This window comes from Paenibacillus andongensis (genome assembly GCF_025369935.1).
Taxonomy (GTDB): domain Bacteria; phylum Bacillota; class Bacilli; order Paenibacillales; family NBRC-103111; genus Paenibacillus_E; species Paenibacillus_E andongensis.
Genome location: NZ_CP104467.1, coordinates 6,345,480 through 6,368,526, shown reverse-complemented (window position 1 = coordinate 6,368,526; position 23,047 = coordinate 6,345,480). Strand labels below are relative to the sequence as shown.

9 protein-coding genes are annotated in these 23,047 nt (G+C 45.7%); all 9 read left to right on the top strand.

Annotated features, from left to right (window positions below):
• The first annotated feature begins 36 nt into the window (after positions 1–36).
• Positions 37–6,411, top strand: coding sequence for an S-layer homology domain-containing protein (locus tag NYR53_RS28440; protein WP_261302430.1), 6,375 nt, complete (start codon positions 37–39; stop codon positions 6,409–6,411).
• Positions 6,412–6,618: 207 nt separating this feature from the next.
• Positions 6,619–7,566: an ABC transporter permease gene (locus NYR53_RS28435; RefSeq protein ID WP_261302429.1), complete on the top strand. Its 948-nt coding sequence runs from the start codon at positions 6,619–6,621 to the stop codon at positions 7,564–7,566.
• Between the two features lie 13 nt (positions 7,567–7,579).
• Entirely contained in the window at positions 7,580–8,449 is an 870-nt protein-coding gene (locus NYR53_RS28430) for a carbohydrate ABC transporter permease (RefSeq protein ID WP_261302428.1), read from the top strand.
• Positions 8,450–8,519: 70 nt separating this feature from the next.
• Positions 8,520–10,106, top strand: coding sequence for an extracellular solute-binding protein (locus NYR53_RS28425; protein ID WP_261302427.1), 1,587 nt, complete (start codon positions 8,520–8,522; stop codon positions 10,104–10,106).
• 88 nt (positions 10,107–10,194) lie between these two features.
• Positions 10,195–11,934, top strand: a complete 1,740-nt coding sequence (locus tag NYR53_RS28420) for a sensor histidine kinase (RefSeq protein ID WP_261302426.1) — start codon at positions 10,195–10,197, stop codon at positions 11,932–11,934.
• Positions 11,934–13,556, top strand: a complete 1,623-nt coding sequence (locus tag NYR53_RS28415) for a response regulator transcription factor (protein WP_261302425.1) — start codon at positions 11,934–11,936, stop codon at positions 13,554–13,556. Before NYR53_RS28420 ends, NYR53_RS28415 begins: the two co-directional genes overlap by 1 nt.
• 99 nt (positions 13,557–13,655) lie before the next feature.
• Complete coding sequence (locus NYR53_RS28410; protein WP_261302424.1) at positions 13,656–15,872, top strand: FAD-dependent oxidoreductase; 2,217 nt, start codon at positions 13,656–13,658, stop codon at positions 15,870–15,872.
• Positions 15,873–15,889: 17 nt separating this feature from the next.
• Positions 15,890–17,110: an SGNH/GDSL hydrolase family protein gene (locus NYR53_RS28405; RefSeq protein ID WP_261302423.1), complete on the top strand. Its 1,221-nt coding sequence runs from the start codon at positions 15,890–15,892 to the stop codon at positions 17,108–17,110.
• Positions 17,111–17,383: 273 nt separating this feature from the next.
• Positions 17,384–22,990: a golvesin C-terminal-like domain-containing protein gene (locus NYR53_RS28400; protein ID WP_261302422.1), complete on the top strand. Its 5,607-nt coding sequence runs from the start codon at positions 17,384–17,386 to the stop codon at positions 22,988–22,990.
• Positions 22,991–23,047: the final 57 nt, after the last annotated feature.

The following is a 23,047-nucleotide window of genomic DNA, read 5'->3' as shown; positions in this document are numbered from 1 at the left end:
TTGATGCTTTTCCTCATTTGTAAAGGAGAGTGAATCATGAAGGCGGTACAAGTAAGGATTTGGAAGAAGTTTGCACTCATTATGATGACCATTGTGTTATGTCTGCCTATCGGTGGAGAACTGGCGCTTGCCATTGATGCGGAGATTAAGCCGATCACGGTTGCGAACGATTTCATGGATGTAAGTGTCAATAAACAAACCGGAAGGTTCAGTGTGATGACGAAGATGGGGTCTCCGCTCAAAACGAGCGACGACAACAAACCGCTGCTGTTCCGCGATAAGCTGCCAGAAACATCGTTTACGACATTTCGTATTAATGGCAAAGATTTTATTTATGGAAATGGGTACGGATTTCTAGGGACGAATGGTTATTTTACATTTTCGCCTGAGAATAAAGGTCTCGCGAATCAATCCGTTTGGCATGTTGAGGGGCTTGAGATTATTCAGACGCTAACCTTAGTAGATGACCAAACGAATCCGAATGCGGGTAACATAAAAATCTCTTATAAGGTTAAAAACACAACCAAGCATGATCAAAATGTCGGGTCTCGCATTCTGCTCGATACGATGCTTGGACCGCAGGATGCTTCTCCCGTCTCCCTATCGGGCGGCAATACGTATATTCGAGATGAAACGAAAGTTGAAGGCTCACTTCCGTATTATTGGAGAGCGACAGACAACCCTTTGAATCCAAAGGTGATGTCCTACGGTTTCCTGCAGGGCTGGGGAAATAAATCGCCGAATCGGATGATTATTGCCCATTGGAATGGTATTTCCGAAACTAAATGGGATTACACGGTGAATCCTCAGTTGGATTTTACAAGTACCCAAAATGCTTATGGTTCAGCGGATAGTGCTGTGGCCATGTATTGGGACCCTTCGAATCTTGCTCCTGGTCAGGAAGCTGTGTTTGAAACTTACTACGGGTTAGGCAACTTTTTTACCTCTCAAAAGGAAGCGACCTATGGGCTGCAAATTGCGGCTCCGAAACAATTAAAGGTCAATGATAATGGGACTGGTTATAAGGAAGCGGAGTTCGAGGTTCGTGTGGATATCGACAATTCGATCGACCGTTCCGTAGAGCAGCAAAATGTTCAAGCCGTTCTTGGATTGCCTGCTGAGCTTGAGCTCGTGCAAGGTGAACGATCAACGAAAGCGTTAGGAAACATGAAGGTCGGCGAGGTCAAGACGGTTACTTGGAAAGTGAAGCCAAAGCCGCAAAAGGTATACAAAGCTGCACAATTTCAAGTGATTGTTCAAGCAGCCGGCAGCGAAGAAAACATGCAAGCTTCCTTTGTAGTCCTGCCAGCGTTATCAGGCAAAATTCCTGAAGTGCAGGTTCTAGAGGCGCTTCCTAAGAAGCTGTATATGCTGGATGAAAATCCTTCGATTGCACTGCAAGGCAAAGGGTTTGAGGTGTTAAAGGGTTCATCCGACTGGCAAGTACAGATGATCAGAGAACGCGATGGTGCGCAGGTACTCGTTCCGAGTACGGTTGTCAATGTGGTGGACGATAAACAAATCACGATTCGGCTGAACGATACGCTGTGGCCTCCGCTCAAGGAAGAGCCTGGCACTTACATCATTCGAATTACGGCCGGTGTGATCGGTACGTTCGAGAAGAAGATCGAATTCACCTCAGATAAAAAATATAAAACAAGAGACTATGGGATACTGCTCGTCGTTGGCGAGAACATGAAAGATGAGGGAAATGAGACTTACAATCTGGTTCCGGTTGAAAATGAGTCCAAGTTAGCTGACTTGAAGCGTCAATATGCAAGTGCCTCGAAAGAAGCTTTGCTTGAGTTCAGAGGGCCGATTCGATCACTAGCTGGAGACAATTCTTACTTTGAAATCGGAGCGGGAGCGACCATTAATTCGGTCATCCGCCACGATACATCGAAGGAATTGAGCGCGATTTTCGGGCAAGCCTCGCAAAAAATGGCGATTCAAAAAAATGATCAGGACCTTTCTCACGAAGGGAACTACATTGAGTTGAAAGGGAACGGTGTGCTGTCCATTCCTGGATTTCCGTTCTCGTTCGGTCCATTTAGTATCGAATTGGTTGATGGAAGCCACTATTCCTTGGAGGCGAACGAAGATGATGGGCAGAAACCGATTGAAATTAACTGGGAAGTGCTGAAAGGTTTGTCGGTCTTGCAGCATATGTCCTTCTTCCAAGTGGAGATTAAGAATGCAGTCATTGGGAATGAGAGTGTTTCTTTCGGCGGGTCGGTGTCGATGGATTTCAATCCAGGTCATAAAAAGGAAGAGGAAAAAGATCCGAACGGGAATAACAATCAGAATCCACCGCCACCGAATAATAATGGTGGGCAGCAGGGAGATGGGGCTGAGAAAGACCAAACCGATGACCTCCTTAAGGTGGGCTTATCATTGGATGAAGCTAAGTTCGGGATGAGAAAAGAGACGAACATGTTCGGGCGGGCGAACACCTTCGGCTTCATGGGACTCCGCGCGGAAGGCTATGCGGGACTACCGAAAGGCATGGTGCCTGGACTTGATTTTGGCGCAAGCGGCAGGGTCATGCTGGATACCTTTGATAGGAAATTCGAAATCGAAGGGCATGTTCAATTCCAGGTTGTTGAATTGGATGGCTTGCTGACACTGCGCTTTACGGAAAGTGGTGTGCCAATCCCCGATAATTTCGTTTTCGTCGTAGGCGGGGAACCGGGAATTCCGCTAATCCCGATAGCGCCTGTGGCGTTTATTACCAAAGGTGGCGGCGGGTTCCGCAATCTGTATGACACGGTTACAGGCAATTTTAATATTTTGCCTCCTCTGAAAGTTGTGATGGTTGGCGGACTAAGTGTTGCCAAGGTTATAACGGCAGATAATGTGACGCTGGGCTTATCCATGCAGGGCATTGAGTTTTCCGGTGAATTTGAAATTCTGAAGTTTCCGATTCTCAAAGAAGTGTATGGAAGCGTTGATTTTAAAGATTCATTATCCAGCTACGGAATTGCACTTAAGGCTGGTGCAAGGCTTGAAGTTTTTGACGCGATCATTGGCGAAGTACATGTTGTTTTTGAATATGATTCGTCTAAACATGGACTATTAGGTCCCGTCTATATGGCAGGTGGAGGCTCATTAACGCTCAGAATACCTAGAGCAGTGCCGATTGTCGGTGGTAAAGAAATCGCGCATGCATCCGGAGAGATCAGCTCCGAGAAGGTTTGGGGGAAGGTCAGAATTATAGGCATTCCTTTTGGCTATCAATATGTTTGGGGGAGCCGCAGGCCGACACTCGCATCGTCGCGGTTAACGGCAGACATGTTGCCGGAAGCGGAAGGGTTGATGGAAAAAGAGTACATCGATGATTCCGGTAACGTGTCAGCGATGACCTTCGGGACGAACATCAAACGAGTCGCAAGCTCGAAGCATGCTGCCGCATCGATGAAAAGTGCTGATCGCGTAAGTATTTTATCAAACACCAACGAGTATGAAATTCCGGTTACAGCTGATCAAGAAGCAGCGTTGTTTGAACTTAAGTACACGGGGGAAGCGCCGCCAACTCTTCAAGTTACAGATCCTAGTGGCCATGACTATCCGCTCACGATCGACGAAAACTACTTGGTACAGGAAATTTCACCGGAGGATTCTGGGGCGGGAACGCTGGAGAAACGTGTGTATGTTTCAATCCAAAAGCAGCTTGTAAATAACATGGCGGGGACTTGGAAAGTGAAGTCCGACCAACCACTAGAATGGTCCTTGATGGATGTCACCGTACCTGCAACCTTATCAAATGTGACGGCAGCGGTTGATCCCGAGGGTGGGAATAAAGTCAGAGTGAACTGGCAAGGGGATCATACGACGAACGAAAAAGTGTCTCTTTTCCTAAGCAACAATAACGAAAATGATCCAGGTCGTCTGTTAGTCAAAGATATTTCTGTTCAGGATGGAACTACGGAGATTACACTGCCTGAGACGATAGCTAGCGGATCTTACTACGTTAAAGCCGTCTTATCGCAAGGCGATACGAATCTGGACAGTAAATATAGCGGTGCAGCCCTCACAATTGTAAACCCTCATCAGCCTGTACAACCGCAAGAGGTTAAAGCGGTACCCGCAGGCAGCGGTTTGTTAGGTGTTTCTTGGAAAATGCCTCAGACGGTTGACGGTTACACCATCCAACTGCTGGATGAAAATAATAAACCGGTAACAGGCATAGGCACCGTAGATGTGACAGGAGATACGAAGGAAACAACCCTTGGCGGGATGATTAAAGATGAGTCAGGCGCAACTGTGGGTCTCGTTCCAGGCTCTACCTACAAGGTATCTATCGGTGCGTACAAGAAGGTCGAAGGCGGCAAGGTTTATAGTGAACCGGCAATCTCTACTGGGACTCACTTACCGGTGCCTAACCCAGCCAAGGTTGAGCTAACTCAACTGAATATGAATAACGAACCTATTACAAATTCGTATGGAGAGAATGGTCAAAGTGAGCAGAAAACCTATGTCGTGAACGAGAAATCTTTCCAACTGCAGCTGCATGCAGATCAAACGATTTCCACAGTCGTTCGTGTGAATGATAAAAACGTAGGCACATTCTCAGGTGCTGATTGGAAGCAAGCTATTCCCTTAGAGGAAGGGACCAATTTGATCGAACTGCAATCCACCAATGCGAGCGGAGACCAAACACGCAGCGGTACAAGGGTATTCTCAGATACAACAGCACCTGACCTCAAAATTGAGCGGCTAGGCTCTATATCTTCCGATAAAACGGTATTGGTCAAAGGGGTTGCGGAACCGGGAAGTAAAGTGATCATCAATGACCAGCCTATTACAGTTGAAACGGATGGGACTTTCGAACATGCCTTGCCGATTGAAGGATACTTGTCGAAGTCTATTGTCATCACCGCAAAGGATGATGCTGATAATGAGACGACTTACAGCTCTGAGGTTATGAATCAAGCTGTGGATGCATTCGTGAAGGTGGAGCTCCGACCTGTCGCTGAAGTTTCAGGAAAGCTATCGGCTGATGAAGAAGAGCTCAGCCTTCCGGCAGGCAGCAAGCAATCATTAGAGCTAGTAGGTGTAGATAAGAACGGCGTATCTACAGTTATTGATCCTAATCAGGTAGGCTGGAGTGTGATTCTTGGTGATGCCAACGGCTCCGTTTCGGAGCAGGGGCAGGTTGCAGCAGACAATGAGGGCGAGCTGGTTGTCAAAGCATCCTATGCCGTGACGACGGAATACGCATTTGAAGATACGCTCATCGTTAAAGTCGGCAAGAAGACAGATGCACCTCCGCTTCCGAAGCCTAACTATGACGACTGGTATATTCCGCCGACTCCTCCGGATCCGAATCCTGACGGTGAGGGTACTTCCGCGGATCCGCAGCAGCAAGCGGATAAAGTAGTGGAGGAAACCTTACAGAACATACTGAAAAGACTCATCGAGTTAGAGCAAGATGTGGAGTTTGTCACCTCGGCTAAGCTTGTTCCGAATCAAGAAACGATTGTGAAAATTCGCGATCGAGCGGCGCTTCGTTTTGCGGCGCAGCCTATACCAGAGAACGTGGGTCTTGGGATTGGCACAGTGCGGAACCCGAAAGCCTATGAAGGTGAGGGCTTGAAGGTCATAGGTGATATCTATGAATTTAAGTTTGATAAACCGATTAAGCTGAAGGAGCCAGCGGAGCTTACGATCCGCTTTCGTTTAGAAGAGATTCAGGACCCAAGTAAAGCCGGTATCTACTGGTATAACGAGCGAACGAAGAAGTGGGAATATATCGGTGGCGTGATGAATCCGTTAACAGGCACGATAACTGCCAAGCTGCCTCATTTCAGCAAATACGCCCTTCTGTATAATGCTGATATGAAGGATTTCAAAGATATGAACAATCGCTGGTCTCGCGATATGGTCTATCGCCTCGCATCGATGGGTGCGGTGAACGGCATTGATCAGGGAGATAGCCTCGTCTTTGAACCAACGCGATCCATTACAAGGCAAGAGTTTGCCAAGATCGTCGTTGGCGCATGGGGGACAGTGCTTTCAACCAGCAATCTGCCGGCGGAGTACGTGGATCGGGATGATGTGGCTCCATGGGCTGTACCTTACATGTCCACGGCACTTATGAACCAATGGCTGGGGGGGACTTCCAGTCAAAATGAGCTTTATCTCGCGCCTTCCGTGCCCATTTCAAGAGCTGAAGCGATCGCTATGATCGGTCGCATCTTGAAAGCTGGAGACAGCAAGGCAACCGGAGCGGGTAGTTCATTCCTCGATGGAAGCATGATCCCGGCTTGGGCGAACGAATATGTCTCAATGCTCGTAGAGCAAGGGATTATTAGCGGATATCCAGATGGTACGTTAAGGCCGAATAATGAGATTACGCGTGAGGAAGCTGTGGCGATGATTAGCCGAATGATCGATACGAAGTTAAATTAAAACAAAGGCCTTTCCTGATGACGAAGTCATCAAGAAAGGCCTTTGTTTATAAAGTAGGTGAAGCTTAAGGGAAATTGAATGCCTAGTGTATTGGAATTCTCGAAGGCTTCACGTACTTAATATCTTGTAAGAAATTCTAGAAATCACAGAAATTTATCCGATAGACGAATGCTATTATACAAATATAAATAAAGACGAGGTGATGATATGCAAGCAAAATTGGCAGCGGACGCCATTCCCACCCCCAAAAAGCGGAATTCATGGATAAGAACGATACAAAGATATAAGGTGATGTATGCTCTCTTATTTCCGGCATTAGTTTACTTTGCCGTATTCAAATATATTCCTATGGCGGGAATCATCATTGCTTTTAAAAACTATAACCTGGCTTTGGGACTATGGGATAGCCCATGGGTGGGATTGAAAAATTTTAAAGATTTTATCAATGGCGTTTATTTCTGGGATATTATGCGAAATACAATTATCATATCGCTGTATAAGCTATTGTTCGGTTTCTCCGCCCCGATCGTTCTAGCTTTGCTGCTCAATGAAGTGTATACCCAATGGTTTAAGAAAATCGTACAAACGATCACTTATTTACCCCATTTTCTGTCATGGGTCATTGTTTATGGACTGATGGTGGCGTTATTAGCTCCAGGAGATGGGCTTTTTAACTTGATTTTTAAGCAAAATGGTATTCAGCCGATCTCCTTTCTAACGGAACCAGCTTGGGGTAGACTGCTGATCATCTTATCTGAAATATGGAAGGATATTGGCTGGGGAGCGATATTGTACCTTGCCGCATTAGCAGGCATTGATCCAAGTTTATATGAAGCGGCACGGATTGATGGCGCTTCCAAGTGGAGACAGCTATGGCATGTCACATTACCCGGCATTCGAGGCGTCATTATTCTGATGCTGATCCTTAAATTAAGCCATATTCTGGACGCTGGATTTGACCAAATATTCATGTTTGCCAACAGCTTTAACCAGGAGAAAATCGACATTATCGACACTTGGGTATATAGGGAAGGCTTGGAGCGTCTTAAGATTGGTTTAGCTACTGCGGTGGGATTGTTTAAAGCTGTCATCGGATTTATTTTAGTTTTGGCTGCGAACAAGCTCGCCAAAAAATTCGATGGGCAAATTTGGTGAGGTGGTTTTATAAATGGTCAATTTGACAGTCGGGGAAAAAATATGGCAAGCAGTCGTATATTTTATTCTTATTATACTAGCACTACTTTGCTTACTCCCCTTTTTGTATGTGGTTGCTGTTTCAGTGACGCCAGAATCGGAAGTGTTAAGAAAAGGAATTGTGATTATACCAGAATCCATTACCTTGGTAGCCTATAAAGAGGTATTCATATCTCATGGTATAGGGCAAGCGTATAAAATTACGTTGTTTCGAACGATTGTAGGCACTGCGCTTAATGTGTTTTTTACGATCATAGCTGCTTATCCGTTATCCAAAAAATATTTGCCGGGGCGCGGCACATTTTTAATATTCATTGTATTTACCATGATGTTCAGCGGAGGATTAATTCCGACGTATTTGTTAATCCGCTCACTGGGATTGTTAGACAGTCCATGGGTATTAATTATTCCGCATCTCATTAGTGCTTTTAATCTGGTCATTATTAAAGGCTTTTTCGAGCAATTGCCTGCTGAAATTGAGGAATCAGCGAGGGTAGACGGCGCAAGTGAGCTTCAGTCGCTTTGGAGAATCATTTTACCCCTTTCCTTGCCCGTGCTTGCTACGATTTCCCTGTTTTACGCCGTGGGGCATTGGAACAGTTATTTCGATGCCATTGTTTATTTGAATGATTCGAACTTAATGCCGCTTCAAGTTGTCTTGCGCAACATTCTACTTAACGTCGCAACACAAAGCGCAGATTCGATTGCCAATTCCGGAACGGTTAGCAAGTTCGCAGTGCAAATGGCTGCTGTCGTCGTGACAACGGTTCCGATTTTAATCGTTTATCCCTTTATGCAAAAGCATTTTACGAAAGGTGTTCTCATGGGATCGATTAAAGGTTAAAAGCAATTCCTACCTAGGTTGTTACGGGGACACCGTGATAATATATATACAAGCAAAAGGAGAGGTCAATATGCAACGTAAAAAGGTTTCATTTACTGTTCTGGCTGCTATAGTAGGGCTGGGAACGCTATTGTCAGCATGCGGGAACCAAGAAGAAGTTATGCAGACAGCTTCGAGCAGCCCTCAATCCGAGGCTAGCAAGTTTGCGAACAAACTGAAGATCTCGATGTTTAACCAAGGTACTTTCAACGCTGCCGCTCCGTTACCTCCACGTGAGGAAGATATTCAACGCCAAATGTTGGAAAAGGCGATGAACATCGACTTGGAAATGACGATTCCTCAAGCTGGGCAAGCAACAACCAAACTGAATACGCTCATTGCAGGCGGAGATATTCCAGATTTGCTCTTCTTGAAGAGTCGGTCCGATCTCGCGCAATATTATGACCAAGGCGTTCTTGCAGATTTGACCCCGTATTTGGATCAATTTCCCGAATTGAAGAAGCGTTTTGGTAAAGACTCATGGGAGGCAACGTCGTATCAGGGAAAAACCATTGGAGTTCCTGGTTATGATAATGTAAATGGTATTAGTCGAAGCTTCTTCATCCGCAACGATTGGTTGAAAAAGCTGAATATGAAAGTACCGACAACCCCTGACGAGCTGTTCGAAGTGATGAAAGCCTTTACGGAGAAAGACCCAGACGGAAACGGTAAAAACGATACGTACGGATTCATAGGCGGTATGAATAAAGAAGGCAATCTACAAACCTACGGCTTCGATAGCTTGATGTGGATGTTTGGCGTCAATCCTCCCTCAGCCATTGAAGTGAAAGACAATAAACCAGTATTCCTATTTATCGATCCCAAAATGAAAGAGGCACTCGCTTACATCAATAAAATGATGACAGCGAAAGTTGTAGACCCGGATTGGGTGACGATGAATACGCCAGATTTGTTGGACCAAAAGTTATTTAAAGGCAAAGTTGGCTTCATGATCAGAGATGCCCGCAGACTGGAACCGGATTATCAGCAAAAAATGAAAGAAATCGGCGGAGAGGTACCGGAATGGATCGTCATTCCTCCAATGAAAGGGCCATACGGCGATCAAATCGTAGAGAGAAAATCGTTCCAAGGCAATTCATGGGCCATTTCCAAGAAAGCGGATAAGGACAAAATCATTCGAATCCTATCTATGCTGGAATATCTCTTTACTGACAAAGAAGCCTATCCGAATTTCGCATACGGAATTAAAGGGATTCATTGGGATGTCGTAGACGGCAAGATCAAAAATAAAACCTCTGAATTATCCAAGGATATGAAAGAAAAGTACTTATGGGTAGATCACTATAGAATGCCGCGCCGTGGCGATGATGCCGAATACTTCAGCTTCCAAAATCCGAAGACGGCAGAAGCCTTCACGAACAATCAGCAATATGTGGGTCCTACTTTACCTGGGAATTTGTTGACTGCAGACCCGAGCGATACCTTGGCAGCTGACCGCACTCGTTTCATTAATGAAAGCTTAGTCAAATTTATGTCTGGCAAAGACCCTCTTACCAACTGGGACAATTTCCTCAAAACATTGGATACCAAGTTCGACATGCAAAAATATAAGGATACAGCCGTTAAACAATTTAAAGAGGCAGGCCTAATCAAGTAATAGACGAAGAGAGTGGCGATAAATAGCCCCTCTCTTTGTTGTCCTATGCTATGCTTAGTTTAATACAGATGTAAAAGGAAGATGACCGATGCGAAGAAGAATCAGCTTGCCTATAAAACTATTTTTGATTGTTTTTGCGTTTGTATTAAGCTGCATCATCTTGATAAGCCAATTGTCCTATCGCTATGTCCAGAAGGAAATCAGAACCAACGATATTTATTACACAAACCAAATACTAGACAAAGTGGACCAGTATTTAACGGTTAATTTTTCCTCCTTCCAGACGATCTTGTTCTCGGTCGAAACATCGGTGAAAGCAAACATTACCAATACGGAAGTGATTAAAAAGCAGTTAAGAGAGCTTTATGAACTCAACAGTAATTACGTGAGTAACATTTACTTGATCAATAGTGATTTATCTATTTTAGGCGGAAGTACGCCTACGCGAATTTTCGATGAACCTTTATCTGACAGAAAACCTTTATTTGATGCGGCTGACAAGAACAAACGAACTACATTTGTCAGTGATCCTTATAAATCGAAGTATTCCGGCTGGACAGTTACGATGGTGCGATATCTGAACGGTTCTCCGACTCCTATGGCCATTGCAGTAGATTTGGATCTTAATGCTATTGAAGAAACCTTGTTTAAGATCAATAAAAAAGAACAAATGAATCTAGCTCTGATTACCACATCGGGTAAAATCATTGCCGGATTTTCGGAAAATAGAGGACCCCTAAGTATTCAAGATCATACGTTTTCAATTGGGGAAACGTCGGCAGAACAAATTTTGGATATGTCAGGAACAAGCCTTCAACTGCATACAAAAGATGGCTTACCCGTCTCCATTCTGAAGAAACCGACGGAGAAATTTAATTGGTTCCTCATTTCGATGAACGATGAATCTCGCATGGAAGCTGCGTTGTCCAGATTGGAAAACTATTACCTAGGACTTCTAGTTGCAGGCCTGCTCTTAAGTTTGTTCATTTCCTTTTTTATTGCCAAATATATAAGGAATCCGCTCTATGCGCTCAAAACTAAAATGAAGCGGGTAGAGCAAGGCGATCTGACAACAACAGTTACGATTAAGCGAAACGATGAGTTCGGTGACCTTTCGCTAGCATTCGACCGTATGCTGCAGCAAATTATAGGATTGATTCGGCGAGGAGAGCTCCATAATGAACTAGAGCGGAAACTGGAAATCCAAGTGCTGCAATCTCAAATAAACCCTCACTTTCTGTATAATACGCTCGGATCTATCAGCAATGTCATACGTTTGGGACAAATAGAGAAAGTAGATGTGGTGATCGGGTCTCTCATTTCATTATTGGAATACGGGATCGCCGATGCTTCGGAGAAGGTTTCACTACGTCACGAATTGCAAAATGTATCAGACTATATCGCGATCCAGAACATCCGTTATAACAGGCACTTCCACTTGATTGAGCATATCGAAGATGGGTTAATGGATTTTCCGGTTTTTCGCATGCTGCTGCAGCCCATTGTGGAGAATAGTATCTTCCATGGCTATAACGGAGGGGAGATCGAAGGCCCTATCACTATTCATGCGTACAGGGAGGGCGGCATCGTCATAATAGAAGTCATTGATCAAGGCGATGGAATTCCAACGGATCGAATCAAGCATATTTTAATGTCAGAACCGAGTGATTTGGAAGTAAAAAGGAAAAGAATCGGGCTAAATAATATTCATGGTCGAATAAGGCTTCACTACGGGGAACAGTTCGGGCTCCAAATCATAAGCATACCGAAGGAAATAACCCGTGTCCGCGCCGTATTCCCGGCAGGTTTGTTGAAAGGAGATGCATGATGATGAGAGACTACACCTGCTTCATCGTTGACGATGAAGATCTAATCATTCAAAGATTGGAACTATTTTTTAGCGAGCTCTCTCATAAGGAAAGGCGATTCCATTTGATAGGAAAAGCGAATAATGGGCTGAAGGGGATAGAGGAGATCTTAAAGCTTAAACCGGATATTGTCATCTCCGATATCGTCATGCCGCGGATGGATGGAATTTCCATGATTGAGCAACTAAAGCCGCAGCTGCCCCATACCCAATACATTCTTTTGACTGCTTATTCGTCCTTTGAGTACGCGCAGAGAGCTATTCATGCCAACGTATTGGAGTACATTGTTAAGGTTCCGCTCAGGGAAGCTGATTTGGATCGAGCTTTGGATAAGGCAGCCGGAATTTGGGATGAGATTAAGAAAAAAGAAGAGGAATTTCAAACTTTAAACGTATCCGTTCTTGAGAATAAATATAGAGTCCGTAAGCAATTTTTTAACGAGCTGATCAGAGGCGAAATCCCTTCACATCGGGCATCGGATTTCGCCAATCGTATGCAGTTCCATTTTTTTCAAGCCAATTATTGCTGCTTTATTGTTGAAATGAATTTGTATGAGAGTTTCCGAAATGAATATTCAGCGGTTGACCAAAACATCTTGAAATATGCGATTACGAATGTCATTGAAGAAACTGTGATGAATTGTGGCAGGGGTGTAGCTACGGATCTATCCGATAATCGTTTTATTGGCTTTCTTTCCTGGGAAAATAATCGCAGTGAGATGGATACGGAATACGCTTGCCAAACATTGGGGAGTCAGATCGTGTCCCATTTGCATCAATATTTGAATCAAAGGGTATCCGTAGCTTTTGGCGGTCCGCACCGAGGCTGGGAATCCATCAAACAAGCTTACACAGAAGCTAATAATGTGAGTGAGGATTTCTATTATCATACAGAGAAAGTAGTCAAAACACCCGCTCATCGGTTCCAATACCGTAATGACAGAAAGGAGGACTTTCAGCAGAAGCTGGCTGATTTTCTTGCCTGGCTGCATAGAAAGGTTTCCAAGGAAGAGCTGGAGAAAGAATTTGCTGATTTAAACCAATTTGTTACGGATCATAAAATCCATAAGTCCATCATGACGCCTATGCTTCGTGACTTGTACAGAGACATTACTGTGAAATTTAAATCGGGGAACACGCCAACCACAGATGTAGCTGAGTTTCCCCTAGAATTTATGACATTTCGGGAGCAGCTAGCGTATATTGGCGACTTCACTTTCGAATATGTACATGCTGGCCAACTTTTACATCGTGCAGAAATCATGAGTGCCATGCGGTTTATAGAGAAAAATCTGAAACAGCGTTTAACGTTGGAGGCTATTGCTGAGGAAGTGAATCTAGCCCCATCGTATTTTAGCAGTCTATTCAAAAAAACAATGAACGAAGGCGTTATCAGCTACATCAACCGTAAAAAAATTCAATTGGCTCTCGAGCTGTTAAATGTTCAGGATTATTCTTTATTGGAATTGTGCGAGGAAGTCGGAATTGTAAATGAAGGCTATTTTTGCAAATTATTCAAAGAACATACAGGTGATACACCCAAGCAATATCGGATAAAAATGACACGGTATGAATCCAAATAAGGTTGCAAAAAATGTATGAATTTTTCGCGAAATCATGTAAAAAAATGGGGTTCAAAAGGATTACCATGATAGATGTATCTAATCATGGAGGTTATCAAAATGGAGCTTATTAAAGCGGATGTAACCGTCGTAGGCGGAGGTATTGCTGGGCTATGCGCCGCCATTGCTGCCGCACGTCAAGGGCTGCAAGTTTCACTTATTAATGATCGACCGGTTCTTGGGGGGAATGCCAGCAGCGAGGTCAGGGTTCATATCAACGGGTCGGCCTATCTTGGAAACAGCCCATCCTATTATGCGCGTGAGGGCGGATTGGTGGAAGAACTCAAGATGAAAATTTTCCACTATAATCCGTTATATAACAAGAAGCTTATGCTTTCGCTTTCGGATACGGTCTTGTTGGATATGGTCTATGATGAGCCTAACATTGCTCTATTTCTGAATACATGCGTGCATGAAACGGGCATGGAGAACGGCAGAATCAAATGGGTGGAGGGCCTTCAATTGGCTTCCGAAAGAAAATTCCGTTTTGAAAGCCGAACCTACATCGATTGCTCGGGAGACGGGGTTGTCGGATATCAGGCAGGTGCTCTCTTCCGATGGGGGAGAGAAGCGAAGCATGAATACAAGGAAGATTTGGCTCCTGAAGTGGCGGACCATTACACCATGGGAGACACGATCCTTTTTCAAGCGCGTGACGTAGGATATCCCGTTCCTTACAAGAGGCCTGGCTTTGCGTATGATATTACGAAGTTGAGCTTTTTCGATAGTATCAAAAAAGGCTTGAACTATCGGGCTTTTCCTAGAAAAATCAACGGACTTGGCGGATTGTGGTGGCTGGAATACGGCGGGCATATGGATGTTATCAAAAACAATGAAGACATCGCATTGGAGCTGCGGAAATTGGTTTACGGGATTTGGGATTATATCAAAAATAGCGGCGAATTTGATGATGTGGACAATCTCATCTTGGATTATGTCTGCCCGATTCCGGGAAAGCGGGAGTCGAGGCGGTTTATAGGGGATCACATGTTGTCTCAGAACGATCTTACAGCAAAGCCGCATTTCGAAGATGCTGTATCCGTCGGGGGATGGTATATGGATTTACATGCTGCTAAGGGCATCTACGATGAGGGGCCAGCTACAGCCTGGAATTTCGTGCCTGGATTGTACAATATTCCGTTCCGTAGCTTGTTTTCCTGCAATATTCCTAATCTCATGTTCGCTGGTCGCAATATAAGTGCTACCCATGTTGCTTTCGGATCTACAAGAGTAATGGCTACCTGCGGTTGTATGGGGCAGGCGGTTGGAACGGCTGCTTCGTTATGCTTGAAATATGAGATAGACCCAGCAGACATCGCCCGAGCTCATATGGGGGAGCTGCAAGCACTGCTGCTTCGAGACGGACAAACGATTGTAGGGCTTCAAGAGGAATTGGATCCTTACTTCGCTGACGGATTACATATTCGTGCCTCGTCTCAGCGCAGCTATGCGAATCCTCATCCAACCGAAGCGATTCCCTTGGAGAAAGGGTTATGTTTGGTCTTGCCGTTTCAGACATCCGTGGCGGAAAGTGTACGGATCAAAATTAGAAATATCTCCGAGCATTCGGAAACTCTGCATGTGAAGCTGTTTGGCGGGGAACGGAAGGAAAACTACATTCCCTCCTGCGAGTTGAAAGACTACCGCTTGGCTATTGCAGCCGGTTATGACGACTGGATTACGCTGGATTTGGGCTGCACGAAGCCGGCGGACGACAAAATTTACATCGTACTGGAAGGTACAGAGAGGCTTGCCGTATACGGTAATGAAGAGAAAATAACAGGAGCGGTCAGCTTCCACTATAGGCCGGAAGAGCCGTCGAAGCTAAAGAAATTCAATAAGAGCATTTGCTTTAAAGACCTGCTGCCATCACAGAATATGTATAACCCCGAGAATGTCGTCAACGGCTACTCCAGACCGTATGGTCTGCCGAACGGCTGGATTTCCGAACGTACGGAAGGACAGGAATGGTTGGAACTCTGTTTTGCAAGTCCTAAAAATCTGGATGAAATCCATCTTGTTTTCAATTCGCAGTTGGATTTGGAGCATTTTGACGATCCAATTGAGTCCCTTATCCAAGATTATGATGTGACCTTGGCCTTAGAAGACGGAACCGAGAGGGAAATCATAATCCGTGGGAATTATCTCACGTTGAATAAACATAAGGTGGATGCGCAAGGTGTAACCCGAATACGGTTTGATTTCTGTGCAACTTACGGTTCGCCTTATCATGAAGTGTTTGCTGTAAAATTGTTTGCTCATAAAAACGATAAGTGAGGACAGGTGAAGTCGCGATGCAGGAATTATTCCCTCGAAGAGGGTTACCTAATGTCATTCAGAAGTTAGAAAACGGGGAAACGGTGACAATTGTCTATTTCGGTGGTAGTAATACACGTTCTAAAGGATACCGGGTAATGACGGCGGATTGGCTTCGTGAGCAATATCCCACAGCGGATATCCGCTGTGTGAATGCAGGCATTGATGGAACTGGATCGGATTTAGGGTGCGCCCGCTTGGAGACAGATGTACTGCGCCATCAGCCTGATCTGGTGTTTGTTGAATTTGTCGGTAACGATGGCGGAGTCCCCGAGTCCAAGGCGCGGATCGAAGGGATCGTCCGTCAAATCCGTAAGCGGAGCCGGTTTACCGATATCTTGTTCGTTTATACGCTGAAAGAGCGAGATGTGGCAGGATTTCAGTCCGGGGAATACCAGAAGGGAGCTCTTATGCAGGAGGAAGTGGCCGATTATTATGGTATTCCTTCGATTCATCTGGGTGTGGCGGTCAGTCAATTGGTGTCGGAGGGGAAGCTTATATTTACCTCAGGGGGCTCAAGGGCAGACAAGTCCATTCCCGGGGCCGTTGTTTTTACGCATGATTCGATCCATCCAATAATTCCTGAGGGACACCAGATTTACACGGATACGATTACCCGATCGTTTGAGAAAATTCGTGAACTTGGGGTTAGTTCGGGAAGAGTCGAACATAACTTGCCTCAGACTCCTTTGGTCCCGGCCAATCCTTGGGAGTACGCGACTATGCTGCCGCTGGATGGCCATGCCCATTTATCGGCAGGATGGTCCTACGTGACTCCCGAAGATTCAGCTTTGGCCCGCGAGTACGATTGGTTGTTCTCCGGCCTATGGCGAGCGGTCGATCCGGGTGAGTCTATCACGGTGCAATTCGAAGGCACACACATCGGGCTGTTCGATATCGGGGGGCCAGATTCCGGCAGATTGAAGGTGACGGTGGATGGCGGGGAGCCTTTTCTCGTCGATCGATTCACACTGTACAATGATCATAATCGGAATCAGTATGTTTTCTTGCCGGAGCTCCCGAATGGGAAACATACGGTTCGCTTCGAAGTCGATAACGAGAAGACAGACAAAGCGGCCGTGTTTGAGGCGTGCGGCAATGAACGAAGCATTGAGCATGTTCGGCAGCATCCGGATTGGTACGAACAAACCGTGATCCAGCTTGGCAAGTTGTTGTTAGTACAGCCGCCATTAGTGTAGTTTAAAGTCGTTTGGTGCTTAATGTAAAACTTGCAACGTATCTGACTGCTGTTGAGCAGACGAATACGTTGCAGGTTTATTTTTTACTTAAAATCTTATAAGAAATTCTAGAAATTAAAGAAATTTCACGGTTAAGCGACATGCTATGATATCAAAGACGAAGGGGGGATTTGCCAGTAGGGTACGGATAATTGCTTCTTTGCGATCATTCGAACAAAGGAGGTTTTTATTGATTTGAAAGCGTTGTCAAAATAGGGAGAGGATGTGAGTTGTATGATAAAAAGGAAGCTGTTTTTCTTAATCGTTTTCAGCATGACGATGATAGTTCCTTTAAGCCTATTCGGAATAAGGACCGCTAATGCGGAGACCTTACCGTATAAGACGATCATCATCGATGACGGGAGCATCACGATCGATGGTGTTATTACCCCTGATGCGGTTAACGCGAATAACGGATACTCGGCACCGAATTGGACCACAAGTACAGGGGTGAAGGGGTATAATAATTCCAGTTCCAAATATACGAGTACAGTAGGAAATACCATATCGTGGAATCCGCACTTGGAAGCTGGAACGGCGAGAATATCGTTCTACAAGCTTAATTGGGAGGATAAAGCGGATAGTAATGTGAAAATCGAAATCGTTCATAACGGAACGACGGATGTTCTATTTATGGATCTGAGACCTTCATTCGGGGCGCCTGCGGGATGGGTTGATTTGGGAGAGTACTACTTTTCCGGGGTTGGTGAAGAATTCGTTAAATTGACCCGGTCTGCCAACAGCACTAGCACGATACTTACGCGCGCTGATGCGGTCAAGTTCGAAGGGAATATTCAGCAGAAAGAGCCTCATAAGACAATCATTATTGATGATGGAAGCCTCACGGTTGATGGTGTCGTCACCACTGATGTGGATAACAAGAATAACGGATACTCGGCTCCTTATTGGAGCACTAGTACAGGAGTGAAGGGGTATAATAATTCCAGTTCCAATTATACAGATGCGGTGGGAAGAAGCATCACATGGAATCCGCGCTTGGAAGCAGGAACGGCGAGAATATCGTTCAACAAGCTTAATTGGGCGGATAAAGCAGATAGTAATGTAAAAATCGAAATTGTGCACAATGGGATTACGGATGTCATGTTTATGGATCTCAGGCCCTCGTCGGGACCATCTGTCGGATGGGTTGATTTGGGAGCGTATTATTTCAGCGGCAATGATACCGAATTTGTCAGGCTGACTCGAACGCAGCCAACGACGGGCACCATCATTACGCGGGCCGACGCGGTCAAGTTCGAGGGAAATATCCGACAGCAGGCTCCACCGCTGCCTCCGCTGCGCAGCCGCACATTGACGAATCTCAGTTATACGGAAAAAGGCAGCATCGAAAACGCAAACTATAAGGCGACCTTCTATGAAGCAGCTTGGGACGGCGGCAAATCCATCGTTCGAGATATGTTCTACAAGGACACAGATACAGGGAACTGGGTGCCTGTCAATAATGTGGCGGAAAGACTTGAAGAGCAGTGGGTCTTGTTGGATGGGAATGCGGGAAGTCGAACCAATTACTACGATACGATGAACAAACGCTGGATTACATTCGACGGGATCAGTTTCCCTGATAGCCACACGGCGGTATTAACCGATTCTTCGCATGGAAGCGATTACGATTTACAAGTGAACTGGTCTTTATCAGGGGATAAACCGGATGTTTCCTTCGCCTTTACACCTCGCCGGGATGGCAATTATGTGATAGGGTATCAGTCATTCACCACAGAGCAAATCTCTGGCATCAATGAAGTGTTAAATGGTTTCAGATCGCATGCCAAAATGGTAGGTTCGGTGGAATCAACAAGCTTAAGAGAGCTGAGCGCTCCGATGAGTCTGGTTGAAAAGAATGACGGCGCGGGGAACGCTTTGACATATGGCGTATTTGTACCGTCGGAAGAGCTTCCGGTTGAATTTGAACCGACGGGAGGCGTTACCAAACAACGGCTGGGCATGAGTCTTGTCAACAACGAAGGCAGCGTGCAGCCGATCCTGTATGCTCCTCAACTAGGAACTTATTCGCAAATGACTGCGGAAAGCACGTATCAATTTCATATGGGGCTAATCGCTCAAAGCAGCAGTCTATATAAGGCTTACGGGGATATTCTCCGCAGTGAATACGGTTATTCGGCCTACCGGGAAAATGTCGCTGAACAGTCGCTTACGGATGCGATGTTCAATATGATCGATCTGATGAAGATTGAGCCGCAGGGGGACGATTCTGTTAATTATGTTCCTTCGCCCAGCGGCTGGTGGAATCGAGCCAAAGGCTTCATTGATATCGAGAACGAGGATAGCGTTCGAACAACATCAAGTGCGGCTCTTCTGGGGGCTTATTATTTGACCGGGGACGACCAGCTTTACGATAAGAGGGCGTTGCCGTCCATTCAGTACGGGGTATCGCGAAATGGTATCGGCTGGTCGCCGACACAGAAGCCCGTATACAGCGTACCCTCGTTGTGGAAAATGGCAACCTTGCCGTTCGATGTTTCAAGCGTTACCGCTGTCAATCAAATGATGGGCACATCGGCTGGAATTGGGGCGCTGGGGCAGGAAGAGTACCTTGTACGGGATCCTGATCAGAAAGATCGGGGGCCAGTCATTCAACCCCTTATGATGTATCGCATGACTGGTGATGCGCAGTATTTACAGGCTGCTAAGGATGCAGCCGACAGCTATATCGCTCAAAATATTGATACGCCTGCATCCGTGAATGTGAGCAAGAATGAGTTTATCTATTACTATAGCAAACTCTGGATGGAGATCTTGGAGCTGTATGAGGAAACGAAGGATCCCAAATATTTGAATGCCGCGTACAAGGAAGCCAAACAGTACGCCACCATGTTCGTTGCACGTCCGGTTCCTGGAGGAACCGTTACGATTCCCCAACCGGAGACGTATAATTACGCGGAGTCGTTCCATTGGCCGGCAAGCGGTAAATACGATTATCCTAGGAGCAAGCTCCCTGAAGATGTAGCCGGGGGCGTACAAGCGGACAGTTGGCTTGTTTCACCCAATGGGCTGACGTTTGAAGCGGGAAGTACAACCGGCTATTATCGGATGAATGCGCAGGAGGCTCCTTTCATGCTGAGATTGTCGCTCTATACAGGCGATAAACTGCTGCAGGATATCGCTCATAATGCGGTCATCGGACGATATTCCAGCTATCCAGGTTATTACTATAAGGGCTTCGCCGTTAGTCAACTGGAACCGGATTTTGCTTTGGAAGGCCCCAGCGGGGCTACATCCATCTATTATCACCATATGCCGGCGCAGCTCGGGCAAACGATGGATTATCTAATCAGCGAACAATCGCTGAAATCGAATGGGAGTATTACATTCCCTTCTGTTTTCGAAACTAATTTTCTATGGTTCAAATATCACCTCTATGGTAATAAACCAGGTCAATTCTACGGTAATTCGAACGTATGGCTCTGGATGCCCAAAGGCATTATTCAGACCAACCATCCGCAATTGAACTGGATAACGGGGGAGAGTGGAAGTAAGTTCTACATTGGATTAAGCAATGAATCGACTGCTGAAGTACAAACTCCAATCAAATTGAATGCACAACTCATTGGGTTCGACCCAGCACAAGATTATAACGTAACCATCATCCGTGATAATGGTACACCAGAGCAGGCGGTCATGAGTGGCGGAATCATTCAGGCAACGGTTTCAAGTAAGGGAATGACAGCAATCATTGTGGAAGGACTTAACATTGATGTGCCGCTGCATCAGATTAGAACTGCTGAAACATCGGATGCAAGCTATTTTTTCGATGTTCACAGTCCCATTGATGCAGTTAAAGGCATGCTCATCGTCAAGCCCGACAAAACGTCCTACGATGCTTACGTAGAGGCCAAAACGACGAAACCGGCGACGATCCATTACTCATTGGACGGCGGGGCCACGTACACAACCGTTCCAGATACGATCTATCCGATGGAATGGTCGATACGGGTAAACGATTTATCCCAAACCTTCACTTATTATGTGGAATCGGATGGGAAACAGACCCGCAAGCGTACGCTATATTTGCCTGATCAGGTAACGGCGACGCCGGTCCAACCCAATTGGCAGGCGGGGTCATCCATTATTGTGGATAATACGGAAGCGGAGACAGAAGGTGTGTGGATACGGGATACTACAGCTAATGACTATTACTACGATAACTATGTGTATGCCAAGTCGACTTCTGGTACAGCAACGAGCACAATGAAATGGCGACCAGAACTTCCAGAAAGTGTCACATATAATGTGTATTACAAGCTGCCGCAAATAACCGCTACAAGTGAAAACTGGGCAACTAGTGCCTCATTTACTATTCATTATAGCGGTGGCACCGAGACGGTTACCGTTGATCAGTCCATAGCCAATGGGACATGGGTGTTCCTGGGAGCTTACCCTTTTGCAGCTGGCGATAGTGGATATGTTGAAATAACCAACAAGGCCAATAAGTCACGGGTAGTTGCCGACGCCATGATGTGGGTGGACCCGAATCGGACGCTGCAATTGGAATCGGTGGTCATCAAGTCAGATCGGGATGAATTGCAGATGACGCAAGAGGCTCAACTGAGCGTAACAGGCCATATGGACAACGGATTGATTGCTGATTTGAGTCATGCCAATGTGCAGTATTTTGTTGATAGAACCGATCTGGCTGAAGTGGACAGCAGCGGTTTGTTGACCCTTCAAGACCTCGATGGAGCCACGGACCACATCACGGTGTGGGCTACGGTAACGATGGACGGAGTGACCTCAACAACACCGCCTTTGACCATAGCCATCAGGGATCTGACGGTTATTGTCGACAGCACGAATACGACCGGGTTATACACTACGGAAGGGTCTTGGAGTCAAAGCAATTTAGCCGGCTACAAAATTGGTGTTAAGTCTCGGTACTCTACCGTACAAGGATCATCGGCGACGTGGAAGGCTCAATTTCCTGAGGGAAGATACACGGTCTCCATCTACAAGCTCGTTCACACGACAGCAAACGATAATCATGTCAAAGTGGAAGTGAAGCATCAGTCGGTTACCGAGACCACATATATCGACGCGACTGTCGGCTCGTCAGGTTGGGTTAATCTGGGAACGTTCGACTTTACAGGAGACGGCAGCGAGTATGTTCGCTTAACCAGAGAGACTCAGACAACGATAGATCCGCCAACACTCCCTGCCGATATGATCTATACGAGGGCTGATGCCGTCAAGTTCGAACGGCATTCCGTCAGTCCTGCATTGCTTGCGAACGGGGTGCCAGGTAAACCGATACTTTCGAATAATAGTGGTGTTGCGACAGGGTTACATGATGGCAATTATGAGGTTACGATGAATATGTGGTGGGGAAACAATGGCTCACTGTATAAGTTGTACGAGAATGGCCAATTGATTCAAACGAAGTCACTGGCCGATGCATCGCCAGCAGCCCAGACTTCCATTATTCCAATTCAAGGTAAGCCAAACGGAACCTATATGTATACATGTGTGTTATCGAATTTGTATGGAGCGACTTCATGTGATCCACACACCGTCACCGTGGCTGATGCGAATCCGGGCAAACCTGTGTTGTCCAGCGATAACTGGGATCAAGATGGGAACTATACCATTACTGCTAATATGTGGTGGGGCACGAACGCAACACAATACCGATTATTTGAAAATGGCGAACTTATTGAAACACAATCTTTATCTTCACAAACACCAAGTGCCCAATCGGCCATTACACAAATTTCGGGAAAAGCTCCTGGCATTTATCAATATTACGGCGAGTTTATGAATGGAAGGGGAACAACGGTAAGTGATGTTATACAAATTATTGTAAAATAACCCTAAGAGCCGAGTGGATGAGAACGATCCATTCGGCTCTTTTGTTTCTTGGAATAT

What these genes read in the sequence shown, in the direction of transcription:
- NYR53_RS28440 (WP_261302430.1), top strand. Translation starts at nt 37, where the DNA reads ATGAAGGCGGTACAAGTAAGGATTTGGAAGAAGTTTGCACTCATTATG.
- NYR53_RS28415 (WP_261302425.1), top strand. Translation starts at nt 11,934, where the DNA reads ATGATGAGAGACTACACCTGCTTCATCGTTGACGATGAAGATCTAATC.
- NYR53_RS28425 (WP_261302427.1), top strand. Translation starts at nt 8,520, where the DNA reads ATGCAACGTAAAAAGGTTTCATTTACTGTTCTGGCTGCTATAGTAGGG.
- NYR53_RS28430 (WP_261302428.1), top strand. Translation starts at nt 7,580, where the DNA reads ATGGTCAATTTGACAGTCGGGGAAAAAATATGGCAAGCAGTCGTATAT.
- NYR53_RS28405 (WP_261302423.1), top strand. Translation starts at nt 15,890, where the DNA reads ATGCAGGAATTATTCCCTCGAAGAGGGTTACCTAATGTCATTCAGAAG.
- NYR53_RS28410 (WP_261302424.1), top strand. Translation starts at nt 13,656, where the DNA reads ATGGAGCTTATTAAAGCGGATGTAACCGTCGTAGGCGGAGGTATTGCT.
- NYR53_RS28435 (WP_261302429.1), top strand. Translation starts at nt 6,619, where the DNA reads ATGCAAGCAAAATTGGCAGCGGACGCCATTCCCACCCCCAAAAAGCGG.
- NYR53_RS28400 (WP_261302422.1), top strand. Translation starts at nt 17,384, where the DNA reads ATGATAAAAAGGAAGCTGTTTTTCTTAATCGTTTTCAGCATGACGATG.
- NYR53_RS28420 (WP_261302426.1), top strand. Translation starts at nt 10,195, where the DNA reads ATGCGAAGAAGAATCAGCTTGCCTATAAAACTATTTTTGATTGTTTTT.